The following is a 15,344-nucleotide window of genomic DNA, read 5'->3' as shown; positions in this document are numbered from 1 at the left end:
ACCGGAAACAATGAACAATGCTTTAGTGATGTTGCTTGGCAAATTACAGGGCGTATTCGGATATATCGTACTTGGATTGGTCATTATAGAATGGATCGTGTTAGTGGTTACGAAGAAAATGGAAAGCAATAAAGAAGGATGGGTAAATGTTTTGTGTTACGTATTAGAGAGCGTTCCCTATTTCTTTTTAAGTAAGGTAGTGATATTCGGAACCATGATGTGGATGTATGAACATCGTTTCTTCACGCTCGGAAATGCCTGGTATATATGGATACTGGCTTACCTGGTGTACGACTTTATGTTCTGGCTTGTGCATTTTTTAGGACATAAAGTACGGTTCTTCTGGTGCATTCACGGTGTACATCATACTGCTGAAGAAATGAAGCTGACAGTGGCTGTGCGGGGATCCTTCTTTGGGATCCTGCACATTCCGCTCACGGTGATCTGGTTACCCATTTTAGGGTTCGATCCATTCATGATTTTCATTGCGGAGGCCATCGCAAGATTGTATGGATTGTATGAGCATGTCAATGATAATTTCGATACGCTTGTTGGAAAACAAACCTTCATGGAGCGGTTGTTTATAACGCCTTCAGTACACAGGGTACATCATGCAAAGAATTTCATTTACCTGGACAGGAACTATGGTGAAACATTTTCTATCTGGGATAAGATCTTCGGTACTTTCCAGTCGGAGCTGGACGATGTAAAGCCCGTTTATGGTATTCTTAATGATAACATCAATAGTAAAAATATCTGGCAGATCCAGGTGCAACTCTGGAAAGATCTCTGGAAGGATATCGTAAATGCGCCCACATTAGCTGATAAATTAAAGTATGTGATTATGCCCCCGGGCTGGAATCATATTGATGGTGGAAAAATGGCAAGTGCATATAGATTCGATGCCTGGAAAGAGTATAAATTAAAAAAGAAAGTCAGCCGGCCGGTTGCCACTATGTAATTTAATTATTAATCCCCCCATTAAAATAGTGATATATGAAACCCATTTATATGGAGATGAATGGCCACGCCGTCAATACGATCGTGCCACCTCCTTTGAGCCCTTTAGTTATTCAGATCACCCCCAGAGAAGCTAATAGAATAAATGTTGTTGGCGATATGCTGGTGCGTGAATTTGGCAGCTGTGAAAACCCCGCTTATATTTCGGAATTACATTTGAATGCTTTTCAGTTATTACCTGAACGGATAGTGAAGATCCTAAGTAATTTTGGAACAGATTTTTCTGCTGCGCAATATGGTGCTATCATCTTTAAGGGATTGATCCATGTAGATCAGGAAGATCTTGGTCCTACACCTTCTTCATGGCAGCAGATGGATCCTGCTAAATTATACCGGTATGGCTTTATCAGTTCCTTATTGCATGGGGTAGTGCCATCGAAACCAGTGCAGTATTTTGCCCAACGCAAAGGAGGCGGGTTAATACATGCCGTGATCCCGGATGAGAAAATGAGTTATACGCAAACAGGTTCTGGTTCAAAAACAGATCTGTTTGTACATACAGAAGATGCTTTTTTGTTTAACCAGGCAGATTTTTTGAGTTTTCTTTTCCTGCGGAATGAAGAAGGAGTACCCTCTTCATTGTATTCTATCCGTTCTCACGGTGAGATGAATGATAACCTGAAAGCATTGTTCAAACCTATTTATAAATGTCCTAAGGATGCAAACTATGCGCTGGAAGATTTCCAGGGAGAAGATGTGACTACATCGGTTTTATATGGCAATGAAGCAAGACCTTTTATACGATTTGATGCAGCAGAACAGATCTATAACGAACAGGCAGATCAGTCGCCTGAAGCGATGGAGCATCTTGTTAACTTCTGGGAAGAAGCTCAACCGCTGATTTATAACGATTATGTACCAGATGCAGGAGATCTGATTTTTGTCAATAATCATTTATGTGCACATGGCCGCAATGCCTTTTTAGCCGGATTCAGAAAGGAGAACGGGGTAATGGTAAAATGTGAAAGAAGAATGATGTTAAGGATGATGAGTAAAACCAGCCTTATTAACATACAGTCTGTTGCCCATACAGATGATCCTTACCTGATTATGGAAGAACATTACGGTAGCCTGTTTAAAAAATAAATAATATGCAAGAACAACAAACTTTGGCAGTCTTACAGGATAAGACAGATGATACTTTTTATAAGGATCTCTTTTACGCAGGAACAGAACAGGAGTACCGTGCGGCTATTACTGCTGCGGGAGAAAGTGTATCATCTTTTCTGCAAAACAATAAAAAACCTTTTAGTGGTATAACACCTGCAGCGCTGCTGGCACAATTTAATACCATTGATTTTGATACACCGCTGCCCGATTACGAGAGCCTTCTTGAGGAAGTGAATACGCTCTATATCAAACATGCTACTGCCTTTCATTTGCCACAATACATTGCACATCTGAACTGCCCTGTAGTGATACCTGCGCTGGCTGCGGAAGTAATTATCAGTGCAATCAATTCTTCGCAGGACACTTACGATCAGAGTGCCGGAGGTACGTTTATGGAGCGTAAACTGATTGACTGGACAGGTGCGCAGATTGGGTTTGATACTGCCTGTGATGGCGTGTTTACCGGCGGTGGATCTCAAAGTAATATGATGGGCTTATTGCTGGCAAGGGATTATTATGCACTCGAATTCCTGGGGCATAATATCAAGATGGATGGCTGCCCGGCAGAGGCTTCCCGGTTCAGGATCTTTGTGTCGGATAAGGCGCATTTCAGTAATCAGAAGAATGCTTCTTTACTGGGACTGGGTGAACAAGCCATTATAAAGATTGATACAGATAACCGTTTCCGTATGAATGCGGTGAAGCTTGAAGCAGCTATTAAAAAAGAGCTGGAGTTGGGAAATATTCCTATTGCTATCGTTGCTACTGCTGGTACTACAGACTTTGGGAATATGGATCCATTACAGGAAATTGGCCGTCTTGCAGGTAAGTATAAATTATGGTTCCACATAGATGCCGCTTATGGCTGTGGGTTGCTGTTATCCGATAAATACCGTTACCTGCTAAATGGGATAGAGCTGGCGGATTCTGTGACGGTTGATTATCATAAGTCTTTTTTCCAGCCTATCAGCAGCAGTGCTTTCCTGGTAAAGAATAAACTGCATCTGAACCTTATTAAGCATCATGCTGATTATCTGAATCCTAAAGAACAGGATTATGACGAGCTGCCAGCGCAGATCAATAAATCCGTTACGCAGAGTACACGCAGATTTGATGCGTTGAAACTATGGTTTACTTTGCGGTTGATGGGTAAGCAGCAACTGGGTGCTTATACCGATACGATCATAGAAACTGCGGAGAAAGCCGCCTGTATGATAGAAGAGGATGGTGCATTTAAGCTGTTAAGTCATTCAGACCTTGGAGTACTTGTATTCCGTTATTATCCGGCTGATATGACGGCTAATCCCTGTGAGGTGAATCAGTATATCAAAAAGGCGTTATTCTTCAGTGGCGAAATTTTACTTGCCAGCACAAAAGTAAACCAGGCATTCTACCTGAAGTTTACTATACTGAATCCATTAACGACCATTGATGATATCCGGCATATTCTCACGGCCATTAAAGAATGCGGGAAAGATTATGTGAAAGATTTATAGTGGAATGTTGTCACTTTAGATTCAGGTGGGATTGCGGACTGTACCCATTGGGTATTGTCTGCGGTCCGCAATTACCCACCTGAGTCCTCCGGTATTCCAGACGATATGTTGACATTAATTCAACAGACCGCTCATCATTATTTTAAAAACATTCAGTTCATTGGTTTATTTTAGGGTACATATTTATTGTCTACCGGAAAAATTACAAACTATGAACTTTTCGATAAGGCTGACCTTAATTTTACTGTTGTTACTACCGGGTATGCTTATAGCCCAATCGGTGAAGGTAATTACCAACCATGTGGGGTATGAATACAGCAAATCCAAACAGGCCATTGTGATGGCCGAGTCTAAACAGGCTATTGGTAATTTTGAGTTAGTGGATGCTGTAACAGGTAAGAAAGTATATACCGGAAAAGTTGCGTATAGCGGTCCGGTAGATAAATGGAAACACTGGCTTTTCTGGACTATTGATTTCAGTGATTATAAAACGTTTGGCAATTATTACCTGAGTGTGGTAGTAGCCGGGAAACAGGTTATTTCTTATCCTTTCAGTATTAATAAAAATCTGCTGGAACAGGCTACAATTTCAGATGTTATTTATTATTTTAAAGGACAAAGAAGTTCTGGTTTGCTTGATCAGGCAGATCATCACCTTTTACTCTCCGGCAAAACAACAGATACTATAGATGCACATGGTGGCTGGTATGATGCAACCGGAGATTATGGAAAACACCTTTCGCATCTTTCTTTTTCTACCTATTTTAATCCTCAGCAGATTTCACTTACGGTATGGAGTTTACTGCATACTTATGATCTCTTAAAACAAAAGCCGGGAACAGACTACCGACAATATTTAAGACGTGTACAGGATGAAGCGATGTATGGCGCTGATTATCTTGTTCGCCTCAAAGCACCCAATGGATCATTTTATCGCTCTGTTTCTGCTCCCGGACCGGGAAAAATGGCTAAGGACCGTGTGATCCGTGCAGAAGATAAAGGTTACAGGATTAAACAATCAAAAGATCAATCTTATAGTGGCAGGGATGAGGCAAACAACTGGAGAAGTTACCAGTCCAGCTACCGTTCCGGTGCAGGGCTTTCTATTGCCGCACTGGCTATTGCTTCCACCTATGATACATCCGGTGAATTCAGTAATGCTGCTTATCTGAAAGCAGCGGAAGAAGCCTTTGTTTTCCTTGAAAAAGAAAATGTGCTGATGACGAATGATAAAAAAGAGAATATTGTAGATGATTATTGTGCTTTGAGTGCTGCTACAGAATTGTATAAAGCCACAAAAAAAAGTGAATATCTGAAGGCCGCTAATAAGCGAGCCAATCAACTGATGGGTAGACTTACTGTGAGGGGTTACTTCAGGGCAGATGACAAAGACAGGCCATTCTTTCATCCATCAGATGCCGGTTTACCTGTCATCAGCCTTTTGAATTTTTATACAATAGCATCTGCGGATCTGCAACTGAAAGTAAAGGAGACTGTGAGAAAGAGCATGCAGTATGAACTTGCTCTTACTGCAGAAGTAAATAACCCGTTTGGATACAGCAGGCAATACACAGAAGATACTGCTGGCAACAGGAAAAGTACCTTTTTCTTTCCTCATGGCAGTGAAGCATCGCCCTGGTGGCAGGGAGAGAATGCAAGGCTTGGATCAGTAGCCGTTGCTGCAAGAATGGCCTCTCAATTATTTAAGGAAGATAAAGTGCTGCATGATAAACTGGACAATTTTGCGCTGAACCAACTGAACTGGATTCTTGGGCTTAATCCTTATGATGCCTGTATGTTACAGGGCACAGGGCATAACAATCCCGCCTATGGGTTCTTTGGAACATTTGAATATACTAATGCACCAGGTGGTATTGTTAATGGTATTACCTCCGGACTGGCAAACGAAGATGATATTGATTTCAATCTCTCATATGCCAGTACTGGAAAAGACTACGACTGGCGTTGGGCAGAACAGTGGTTACCGCATGCTGCATGGTACCTGCTGGCAATAGCTGTTAATTAATTTAATTTATTGTTTCTTGAAAGGTCGTCTCTTATGTTTAAAGCATAAGAGACGACCTTTTTTTTTGTCGTATTTGATAAAATATTGAAAAATCTGAATTATTTGAGTAAATTCATTGACCCTTATGTAGCAATAGAACAGAATTATTAAGACCCTTAGCAAGCAATCTGTGTAAAATAATAATACCCCGTTTCATAATTCATTTTGTTAATCATTTAATACGAATCGCTATGAAGAAAAATCGACTATTCCACTTCGCGTTGCCGTTGGTGATGCTGCTGATTTTAGTATCCTGTAGCAAGGAACCAAGAACTATTACAGGAAAAAGCACTCTTTTGAACAAGCCCCCGGACAGAGGATTTGTTATTATTGCCAAAGAAGGTGTTAAACTGGAGAGTATTTCAGAGAGCCTCACTCAGTTAGGCGTTAAAAAATTCAAGTTTAAAGAAGCCATTCAGGAATTAGGTTTAATCCGTGTACAGACCCCGGATCCTACTTTCCCTGCAAAGGCAAGGCTGGTTGCAGGTGTGCAGTCAGTAGTAGTAGATGTAAAAATGAACTGGCGGCTGCCAGGCAAAACCTACCGTTCAGACGTACGGTATACCCCTGGTACGACGACTCCTTTATCTGCTAAATCAGCAGCTGTGGCAGTTAATAATCCTTACAGTTTCCTGCAGTGGGGGCTTAATTCGGTAAAGGCACCACAGGCCTGGCAGAAAGGATATAAGGGTAAAGGTGCCACAGTAGCAGTACTGGATGGTGGTTTTTTACTGAACGAACCCAATATTGCTCCTAACATTATTCTGAGCCACAGTTTTATTGAAGGAGAAGAAGCGCAGTATCATGGCGCTGCAGGCTTCAGTCATGGTTCACATGTTGCCGGAACTATTGCCGCACTGGATGATGCACGTGGGGTAGTAGGGATAGCTCCCGAAGCGAAGTTAATACTGGTGAAAGTATTGTCTGATGCAGGTAATGGCCCTTTCAGCGGTATTATTGACGGGATTTTCTATGCTGTTAATCACGGTGCAGATGTTATTAATATGAGTTTGGGTGGAGAATTACCACGCAAAACTTATACTGATGATAATGGTACACCTGATGATCCTTCTGATGATTATGTAGTAGAATATGACAGGGACATAAAAGACCTGGTGCTGGCTTTAAACAGGACCACCCTGTATGCTACATTGCGTGGTACCACCGTGGTAGCTGCTGCCGGTAATGATGGTTATAATTATGATACAGAGAAAAGGTTTATTACTTACCCTGCTGCCGCTCTCGGTGTATTATCTATCGCATCTAATGGTCCGCTGGGCTGGGGTATTAACCAGGATACTACTTTATATATACCATCTATCTTTACCAACTACGGTAAGGCATTCATTTCTTATGGTGCTCCCGGTGGTAATTATGCGCTTCCTCCAAATACTACGATTGTAGATGTAGGAGGTATCGTAAACTATGAATATGTGTTCGATTTCGTTTTCAATATCGGTTACTGGGATGAGGCTTCCAATACATACTATTATGGCTGGGCTGCAGGAACCAGTATGGCCGCACCCGCAGCTAGCGGTGTAATAGCATTGATATATGGTAAACATCATAAGATCCATCCGGTATTGGTAGATCTGATATTAAAACAATCATCTACAGATTATGGAGTTCATGGTAAAGATGCCTATTTCGGAAACGGACAGGTAAATGCAGGAAAAGCTGTCAACTATTAATTAATATCAACTATAGCATAAAGAAGAGGTCGCCTGTAATCAGGTTGGCCTCTTTTTGTTTGGTAGAGATATGCCAGGTTTTTTAAAAAACATCATCGTTAAAGGAGACGGGAAAAAGTCATCCTTCGTTCATCCTTCGTTAAAAGACGAAGGATGAACGAAGGATGACTTTTTCTCTATTCAATTAATGATCCCGGTCAGATCTTCTGGAAGTCATTAGCACCCACCAGGTACCATTCCCCATCCAGTTCCAGTACATCGCCCGGAGCGATTGAACGGGTGCCTTCTGCCACAGCAGGTTCTGGATTTACTTCCTGTTGCTCCGTCCAGGGAGTATCGGTATTCTGGCAGATCTCGAAAGCTGTTCTCAGGTCTGATGCATCCACATCAGCAATGTGCTGTAGATTTTCCATCTTTACTTCCCCGTTTGTCATTGGAGAGGCCAGTGTATAATCAGGGTTGAAATAAACTCTTACCATATTATTTTTAGCACAAAAACGAGACCATTATCCCGATAAATTTTGTAAGTTCATATTATGCAAAGGCTTTATTTTATTTTCTTGTTATTTGCGGTTGTAACCTGTAAGGCACAGCAACCTGTTATAAAAAGTGATGATCCGCATATTCATTATATGGGAAGGGTGGCATTAAAAGCAGCAGCAGCGGAGCTTTCCTGGTCAGGAACATCTGTAAAGATCAACTTTAGCGGAACCGGTGTTAAAGCCACGCTAAAGGATGAAAGGGGCGAGAATTCATATAATGTGATTGTCGATAATAAGGTGGTAGGTATTATTCATCCGGATACTACCACACAGGTGTATACGCTGGTGAAAGGATTACCGGCAGGTAAACACAGCCTGGAACTGTATAAACGTACTGAATGGGGGATGGGGAAAACATGGTTCTATCAGTTTTCCCTGGATGATAATAGCAGGATACTGCCGGCTCCCGCTGTGAAAAAGAGGAAAATTGAATTCTACGGCAATTCCATTACCTGTGGTTATGCAGTGGAGGATACTACCGGACAAGACCGGGGAACTGCTCCTTACGAAAATGGGTATATTAGTTATGCCGCTATTACAGCAAGGCATTATGATGCAGAATTTTCCTCCATCTCAAAAAGCGGAATCGGGGTGTTGGTGAGCTGGTTTCCGCTGATTATGCCTGAGATGTACGACCGGCTGGACCCGATGGATTCCAGCAGTAAATGGGACTTTTCGAAATATACGCCGGATGTGGTGGTTATTAATCTTTTTCAGAATGACTCCTGGATTGTTTTAAAGCCAGAGCATGCTGAATTTAAAGCCCGTTTTGGGGATAAGGCCCCCGGACCGGACCAGATTATAGCTGCATACCGTAAACTCGTGGAATCCATCCGGGCAAAGTACCCGAAGGCATCGATCATTTGTGCGCTGGGCAGTATGGATGCAGCCCGGAAAGAAGCCCCCTGGTTTGGATATATTGAGAAAGCGGTGGCCGGGTTAAAGGATAAGCGCATTTATACCCATTCTTTCGGATATAAAAATACAGGTGGGCACCCCAGTGCAGCCGAACAGGCTGCCATGGCAAAAGATCTGATCCGCTTTATAGATCAGAAAATAAAATGGTAATTACCGTAACAGCTAAAATTTCCATGTGAAAAAGGTTTTTTCAGGATTACTGCTGGCAACTTTATTCTCCTGTACGGGTATTACACCACAGGAAAAAGCAGAGAACAATGTGAAAGCATATATGCTTGCAAATTCAATCAATCCACATACTTATGAGGGCATTGAATTTGAGAAGATAGAAAAGGACAGCATTTCCGGGTATCCTTATCATATCAGTCATTTATACCGCGAAAAGAATAAGGCAGGAGAGATGACAGTATCTCAGCGTGTGTTCTTTCTTGATACTGCGTATGTGATAAAAAAGGTAATGACGTTAAAAGAATATAATGCCCTGATGCATTGAGAACAACAGTCCGGCGGTATAATCCGACCGGACTGTTCCTTTATAGCTTATTTAGCCCTGAAACCCATCTTTTGCATTTTCCTTTGGCTCCTTATCCGAAAATGTGTAGATTTGCATTCTTCCCATTAGATTACTAACATTACTCCCATTAAATAACTTATTGTAAAACAAGCAATTGTATCTGCTAAGCGGGCGCATGCATTGATTTCTATGGAATTCTCTGGCGTGCTCTGCAAAGGGGCAGGGGTAACTATGTTGAATTTAATCAGATAAATATATGGATAAGCTTAAACTGAAATTACAGGAATACTATCAGCACTGCCAGCAGCAGGAAACGCGCACCAAAACCGGCAGAAAAGCTGCAGGCAGAGCGGCTGCGCCAGAGATGGAGAATGATATTCTGCTACAGTTTGGCTTGCCAACATCCAAACGGTTTGTGCAGATTTTACATGATTTTGTGAGTCACAGCCAGGTAAATGATCATCTGCTGGATTATGTAAGTAAAAAGTTAAAGGAAGCGGCCCGGAAGTACCTGTTGGCGCCTGTTGTGTCTGATATAGACCAATTGGGTCAGGCAAGGGACCAAAAACGGAGTCCGTACGACCTGCTTCCTGAATTAGGCTACCCGGTTAATGAGTATTCCATTTTCCTGGTAGGTGAATTATTGTACCGCCGTAACATGCCTGCGGCAGATGTACTGGAAGAACTGAAAAAGGTACAGCACGCCGATAGCTGGAACGATGTGCTGCTGCTCAGTAAGATCATTCATTACACCACGCATGAACTGTATAGGGAGGTGAAAGATCAGGATCTCCGTTTTGTAGACGAGTTTGTACAATATACCCGCCGGCAGGATGCTTCCAAAGCACCTAATAAGAAAGCAACGCCAGCATCTGAAGGGTATACACCAAACTTCCGTTCGGTTACGAAGATCCAGGTAGAAGATATTGTGTTTGATGAACAGGATACTCCCAGCCTGATAGGTAAGTTAAAAGCAGGCTCACGATATAACAATATTACCGTGATCCTTGAATTTTCTGAACTGAATCAGGTATTGATGAGTGCAGGCGAACTGGGAACAGAGATCAGTAATTTCATTAAAAAGAAACTGGCAGATACCGGAAGGGAAAAACCTACGGTAATTGATTTACGCGTAGAGTTTGGACAACAGCTAACATTGGATAATTGTTACCTGGAAATATATAAACCACAGCACAGGCATGGACAGAAATGGGTAGAGGATAAAGACAATTTATTCTTTGTAGAAAAGATTCTTTCAAAGAAAGAATTTGAGAAGAGAAGTAAAGAAGTGGAAGTGAAACAAAAGATCCAGGAGTGTCTTGAACTGATAGGTAGCTCTTACGGCTCTTATCAGCGTTTGCGCCGTCTGGGTATCTCAGAGGAAGAAGCTAAACTGCGTGCAGGTTTGCAGGATGAATTATTATTTAAGTTATCTACGTATCTACATAAGCTGAAAGACTAAAAACAAATGAAAAGTAAAAAGGGTTCTGATATTAATCAGAGCCCTTTTTTTGTGGTTGGTTTTTGATTGTTTTGATGAATTTGAATACTGTCCCCTTGAATATTTTTCTTCTGTAGGTAAGGAAATAAATAACAAATCCCGTTCATTAAAAACCCTGACCCCCAAGCTCTCACAACCTACGTATGCTGTGAGAGGCCTGGAAGTTAAGGACAACGTGCTTTTGCTTTTATCAATACAAACTTAGTTGTAAAAAATGTTTTTATTGTTAATCCGATGTTAAAGACCCTGCTTTTTTTTATAGGCCTATATTATAATAAAACGTATAGATGACAACGTTATAACCGTGATATTTATAAAGGACTTCTGCTAAACTTTATGGTTCACACATATAAAAGATGAAGATGTTTTTTCATCATAACGGAATCTTTCATTATAATGGCAGGAAGATATAATATTGATGGGAGCGTAAGCGGGGATATGGTGGAGTTTGATTGATCCGGGGTATTAATTATCAGGAATTGCTCAATAGAAAAAGTCCATAGCTGATAGATGGCTCAGTAATTAAAATACTGAATGAACATCTATTAACTATGGACTTATCTGTGTTTACTATTGTCTGTGAAACTAGTAAAGCTGTTCTACATGCCCCAGTGTACCATCTTCACCCATGCCTTCGATCACTACGCGGAAACGTCTTGTGAAGTCATTGTTGTAGAAGGAGATCTTAGCCGTATGTGTCAGAGTATCTGCTATCAGGTTTGGATTCCAGTAAAGGGTAAGCCTTTTATCCTGGAGGATGTGAATGTCTTTACGCACTGTGTAATCAGGTGCATAGAATTCTTTCACGATGTTATAACCGTTCTTTCTGTATTTATCGAAGCCGCGGGTATCTACGTCAGCTTTGCTGTCGCCACCACGTCTTAAATAAACCGCTATCGCACCGCTGCTTCCTCCGAAACCACCTACGAATGTAGGACGGAGTACCTTAATGTAAGCCACATCACTGATGCTGATGTTATTCAGCATATTGATATCTGAAGGCATTTCATTCAGGAATAATACCGGTGAACCACCGCGCCACAGCAGGGCTGGTTTGCTTACGTCGGTAGTATTGATGGTCAGGCCGGCAACTTTTGACTGCAGGTACTGGAAGATTGTGAATGCACTTGGTTCATCGTGGGTAAGGTCAAATCCATAACCATCACCCGCAGCGAACATACCAGTAGTATAACGGTCCTGAGTGTTCTGTGCTCTTCTAAGGCGTTTTTCACGTACGTTTACCTCTTGCAGGAAGATAGGTTTCTGTGCGATAGATTTGTTCACTGCATTGCTTTCTGCTACAGTAGAAAGGAAGCTGCGCAGTACAGTATTATCGATCACAGCTGGCTCCCTGAATGGATAAGGCAGTGTAACCGGAGTATTCTTATCAAAGAAATGAGGATCAAACTTCACATCCACATCTTTCCATGTTTTGTTTGGATCATTTGCACGGTAGAATACGTTGATAGTATCTACAAATTGCAGACGGTCTACAGCAAACTCACCTTTATCGTTGGTAGTAACAGAAGAGAACGCGGTAGAAGTATCTATCGGCTGTTTCAGGATAAAGTCGATTTTACCGTTTGCCATTGGTGTAGTTCCTTTGTTGATAGTAGCAACACCTTTAAGCAACAGACCCTGTTCGTAGTGGTATTTGATATCCGGTAAGTAGTTATGCAGGATTTTTTCCCAGCTGAACCTTCTCCATCCGTTAGTCATCATGATCAGATCCAGGTTACTTAAAGTAGCCGGTTCCATATCCTTGAAATATTGTGAAGGATTCGCAATGTAACCCTTGATATCGGAAGTCAGTAACAGGTTGGAAAGAATGTTGTTTTCATCTTCATCTTTTACTACCTGGTCAGCATCTGTAATGGAAACTGATAAACTGGTAAGTAAAGTATCAGGTACTTTCAGTTCCAGTACATTCCTTTGTCTTGGCTGATTGTTGATAGTAGTGTTCTGAATAACAAGCGGAAGTGCATCTGCTTTTCTCACGAATGCCAGCCTTTCAGCCATTGGCAAACCTTCACTGTTGAAGATGGTGAACTGAATAATACCGGAAGGAAGATCTTTTGTTGGAACGAAACCACTCATCTGGCCTTCAGCGGCATTCAGTTTAGCTTTGTATACAATGTGCTGTTGCATTTGTGCAACAATCATCATGTTATTATATACAGGATTATCTTTAGTTGCAGGAATAGTCTGATAGAATACGCGTGTTCCTTTGTTAAATATTTTTAGTCCCACCCCCGCAGTTTTTACCAGCGGTAACAATACAGTTTTTTGTCCCTTAGAAGTCTGTACAAGTGCTTTGTATGTTTCCCCGGCTATAGGAGTCAGGTCAAACATACCCATGCCATCATGTGTTGTTTTAACGAGTGCTACAGTTTCGCCTTTCAGGTTCTGAACGATACCGTTCACATCCTGCGGAAAACCGTTCTGATCGATTGCTTTGAATGCCACACGGCCAGCTATGCCGGATATGAGGTTACCACCTTCAGGGAAGAATTGTACGGCAAAGTCGTTGCCTGTTTTAGATCCACCTGGTTGCACGGCGTTTTTTGACGGATCAAAAATCTCAATGTTTTTGTAGTACAGAAATTCGGCATCGAAGTTCAGCATCCATGCAGTGTAGGCACGAACCTGGTATTGTCCTGCTTTTACTAATTCCGGAATTTCGAATGCGCCGGAAGCAGTACCGCCGCCAATAGACAATATTTTCTTTAACGCTACGTTTCCAGATTTGTCTACCAGCTCAACATACAGATTTGTAGCTGAGAGGGAAGGCTGGCCTTGTAACATAACATAGGCTTTGAACCACAAGGTCTCTCCGGCGGCATAATAATCCTTGTCCAGTTGCAGATAAACTTTCTCCTGGGGGAAGCGTTTGCTATACTGCTCCAGGGTTTGAGTTATCTTATCCTGCCATTCATCGGCCGGATAAAATGCAAGGGCAGCTGTTATACCCATCAGACAGACTGGGAGCAGCCACTTTAAACGGTTTCTTTTCTTTGATTTCACAGATTGCATGTGGAACAATTATTTTCGACAATATAGTATCAAAAAATATAATATGCAAAATAGTATGAAAAAATAATATATGCAAATAATGTTATTAATTATTAACAAATTAGCGTGTGAAATCTTTGAATTATTTTACAGAAAAAATGCGAGTTACGCAATAGCAGGAATGCGTTGATGAAGTTAAAACGATGATAAACAAGAAATTAGTTGTAATTGGGGGTGGCGCAGCCGGTTTTTTTTGCGCAATTAATGCTGCAAAATTATTTCCTGCATTGGAAATCAAATTGATAGAGAAAAGCAACAAACTACTCTCTAAAGTCAAAATTTCAGGTGGAGGGCGTTGTAATGTAACGCATAATGCCCCGGATATATCATATATGTCCAAACATTATCCCAGAGGGCAGCATTTTGTGAAAAAGGCATTTAATCGCTTTTTTGTGCCCGATACCATAGAATGGTTCAAAGAAAGAGGAGTTACCCTGAAAGCTGAGCCGGATGGCCGCATGTTCCCCGATACCGATAGCTCCCAAACCATCATAGACTGCCTGCTACGGGAAGCCGACAGGTATCGCGTTAAAATCGAGATGAGCACAGCCGTTACAGCATTGAGTCAGACCAGTGCCGGTTGGATCATCAATCTGCAGGATGGCAGAACACTGGAAACCGACTACGTATGTGTGGCTGCCGGTGGATACGCTCAGGCGGACAAATTTTCCTGGCTGCAGGCTACAGGCCATCAGATAGTACCGCCGTTGCCTTCGCTGTTCACCTTTAATATGCCTGGTAATCCCATTACAGAACTGATGGGGGTAAGTGTGGGCGAAGCGCATGTAAAAATTGCCGGTACCAAACTGCAGGAGCGTGGCCCATTACTAATTACACACTGGGGTATGAGCGGTCCGGGAATTTTGCGACTCTCAGCCTGGGGCGCTAGAGAACTGGCGGCATTGCAATATAATTTCACAGTGGTGGTGAACTGGCTGCCCACCTATAATGAGAACAGCCTGCGGGAAGATATGCAGGAATTGCGCTTCTCTTTGGGTGGACAAAAAATGTCCACCAGGAATCCGTTTGGACTTCCACAGCGGCTCTGGCAGTTCCTGTTGCTGCAATCCGGTCTTACAGAAGATACCCGTTGGGCAGATGCGCCGGCAAAAGAACAGAATCGCCTTGTAAAACAGTTGGTAGCAATGGAATGCTCCGTAAAAGGGAAAACCACCTATAAAGAAGAATTTGTAACCTGTGGAGGTATTCTGTTATCGGAGATAGATCCTGCCACGATGGAAAGCAAACTGGCTCCAAACCTTTATTTTGCGGGGGAGGTGATGGATGTGGATGGTATTACCGGCGGGTTTAATTTTCAACATGCGTGGACCAGCGGGTGGATTGCTGCTAATAGTATCAGCTCTAAACAGGGTTAATAGGGGAAAGGGCATTTTGTTACTTTATATTAATAACAA

11 protein-coding genes are annotated in these 15,344 nt (G+C 42.0%); 9 read left to right on the top strand and 2 right to left on the bottom strand.

Translation table 11 applies throughout. From position 1 onward, the window contains the following. Positions 1–10 precede the first annotated feature (10 nt). The 5 genes from BM176_RS11670 (at position 11) to BM176_RS11650 (ending at position 7,382) form a co-directional block, all read left to right on the top strand. Positions 11–961: a sterol desaturase family protein gene (locus BM176_RS11670; protein WP_218162185.1), complete on the top strand. Its 951-nt coding sequence runs from the start codon at positions 11–13 to the stop codon at positions 959–961. Between the two features lie 35 nt (positions 962–996). Continuing rightward, on the top strand, positions 997–2,106 hold the full coding sequence (locus BM176_RS11665) for a Fe(II)-2OG oxygenase family protein (RefSeq protein ID WP_090103044.1): 1,110 nt from the start codon (positions 997–999) through the stop codon (positions 2,104–2,106). Positions 2,107–2,111: 5 nt separating this feature from the next. Next, the gene (locus tag BM176_RS11660; protein WP_090103042.1) at positions 2,112–3,626 is read left to right on the top strand and encodes a pyridoxal phosphate-dependent decarboxylase family protein; all 1,515 of its coding nucleotides are present in this window, start codon (positions 2,112–2,114) and stop codon (positions 3,624–3,626) included. A 211-nt stretch (positions 3,627–3,837) separates the two neighbouring features. Beyond that, complete coding sequence (locus BM176_RS11655; RefSeq protein ID WP_090103040.1) at positions 3,838–5,652, top strand: glycoside hydrolase family 9 protein; 1,815 nt, start codon at positions 3,838–3,840, stop codon at positions 5,650–5,652. 230 nt (positions 5,653–5,882) lie between these two features. Further along, the gene (locus tag BM176_RS11650; RefSeq protein WP_090103038.1) at positions 5,883–7,382 is read left to right on the top strand and encodes a S8 family peptidase; all 1,500 of its coding nucleotides are present in this window, start codon (positions 5,883–5,885) and stop codon (positions 7,380–7,382) included. A gap of 197 nt (positions 7,383–7,579) precedes the next feature. Here BM176_RS11650 and BM176_RS11645 read toward each other — a convergent pair whose 3' ends face one another. Beyond that, positions 7,580–7,861, bottom strand: coding sequence for a hypothetical protein (locus BM176_RS11645; RefSeq protein ID WP_090103036.1), 282 nt, complete (start codon positions 7,859–7,861; stop codon positions 7,580–7,582). Between the two features lie 57 nt (positions 7,862–7,918). Here BM176_RS11645 and BM176_RS11640 point away from each other — a divergent pair, with 57 nt between their 5' ends. From BM176_RS11640 to BM176_RS11630, 3 genes are all read left to right on the top strand, one after another. Continuing rightward, positions 7,919–8,992 carry an SGNH/GDSL hydrolase family protein gene (locus BM176_RS11640; protein WP_090103034.1) on the top strand — a complete coding sequence of 358 codons (1,074 nt, stop codon included), beginning with the start codon at positions 7,919–7,921 and terminating at the stop codon, positions 8,990–8,992. A 25-nt stretch (positions 8,993–9,017) separates the two neighbouring features. Then, entirely contained in the window at positions 9,018–9,335 is a 318-nt protein-coding gene (locus tag BM176_RS11635; RefSeq protein ID WP_090103031.1) for a hypothetical protein, read from the top strand. Between the two features lie 277 nt (positions 9,336–9,612). After that, on the top strand, positions 9,613–10,818 hold the full coding sequence (locus tag BM176_RS11630) for a hypothetical protein (protein ID WP_090103030.1): 1,206 nt from the start codon (positions 9,613–9,615) through the stop codon (positions 10,816–10,818). A gap of 624 nt (positions 10,819–11,442) precedes the next feature. Here the strand turns inward: BM176_RS11630 and BM176_RS11625 are convergent. Then, positions 11,443–13,890, bottom strand: coding sequence for an MG2 domain-containing protein (locus tag BM176_RS11625; RefSeq protein ID WP_090103027.1), 2,448 nt, complete (start codon positions 13,888–13,890; stop codon positions 11,443–11,445). Positions 13,891–14,072: 182 nt separating this feature from the next. On the opposite strand from BM176_RS11625, the gene BM176_RS11620 reads away from it, so the two are divergent. After that, complete coding sequence (locus tag BM176_RS11620; RefSeq protein ID WP_090103025.1) at positions 14,073–15,305, top strand: BaiN/RdsA family NAD(P)/FAD-dependent oxidoreductase; 1,233 nt, start codon at positions 14,073–14,075, stop codon at positions 15,303–15,305. Positions 15,306–15,344: the final 39 nt, after the last annotated feature.

Source organism: Chitinophaga sp. CF118 (assembly GCF_900112615.1).
Taxonomy (GTDB): domain Bacteria; phylum Bacteroidota; class Bacteroidia; order Chitinophagales; family Chitinophagaceae; genus Chitinophaga.
Note: the sequence above shows the minus strand (reverse complement) of the source record. Positions and strands in the feature narration are given on the sequence as shown.

Coding starts and splice junctions, on each gene's coding strand:
- BM176_RS11670 (WP_218162185.1), top strand. CDS start 11: ATGAACAATGCTTTAGTGATGTTGCTTGGCAAATTACAGGGCGTATTC.
- BM176_RS11620 (WP_090103025.1), top strand. CDS start 14,073: ATGATAAACAAGAAATTAGTTGTAATTGGGGGTGGCGCAGCCGGTTTT.
- BM176_RS11630 (WP_090103030.1), top strand. CDS start 9,613: ATGGATAAGCTTAAACTGAAATTACAGGAATACTATCAGCACTGCCAG.
- BM176_RS11655 (WP_090103040.1), top strand. CDS start 3,838: ATGAACTTTTCGATAAGGCTGACCTTAATTTTACTGTTGTTACTACCG.
- BM176_RS11625 (WP_090103027.1), bottom strand. CDS start 13,890: ATGCAATCTGTGAAATCAAAGAAAAGAAACCGTTTAAAGTGGCTGCTC.
- BM176_RS11660 (WP_090103042.1), top strand. CDS start 2,112: ATGCAAGAACAACAAACTTTGGCAGTCTTACAGGATAAGACAGATGAT.
- BM176_RS11640 (WP_090103034.1), top strand. CDS start 7,919: ATGCAAAGGCTTTATTTTATTTTCTTGTTATTTGCGGTTGTAACCTGT.
- BM176_RS11650 (WP_090103038.1), top strand. CDS start 5,883: ATGAAGAAAAATCGACTATTCCACTTCGCGTTGCCGTTGGTGATGCTG.
- BM176_RS11665 (WP_090103044.1), top strand. CDS start 997: ATGAAACCCATTTATATGGAGATGAATGGCCACGCCGTCAATACGATC.
- BM176_RS11645 (WP_090103036.1), bottom strand. CDS start 7,861: ATGGTAAGAGTTTATTTCAACCCTGATTATACACTGGCCTCTCCAATG.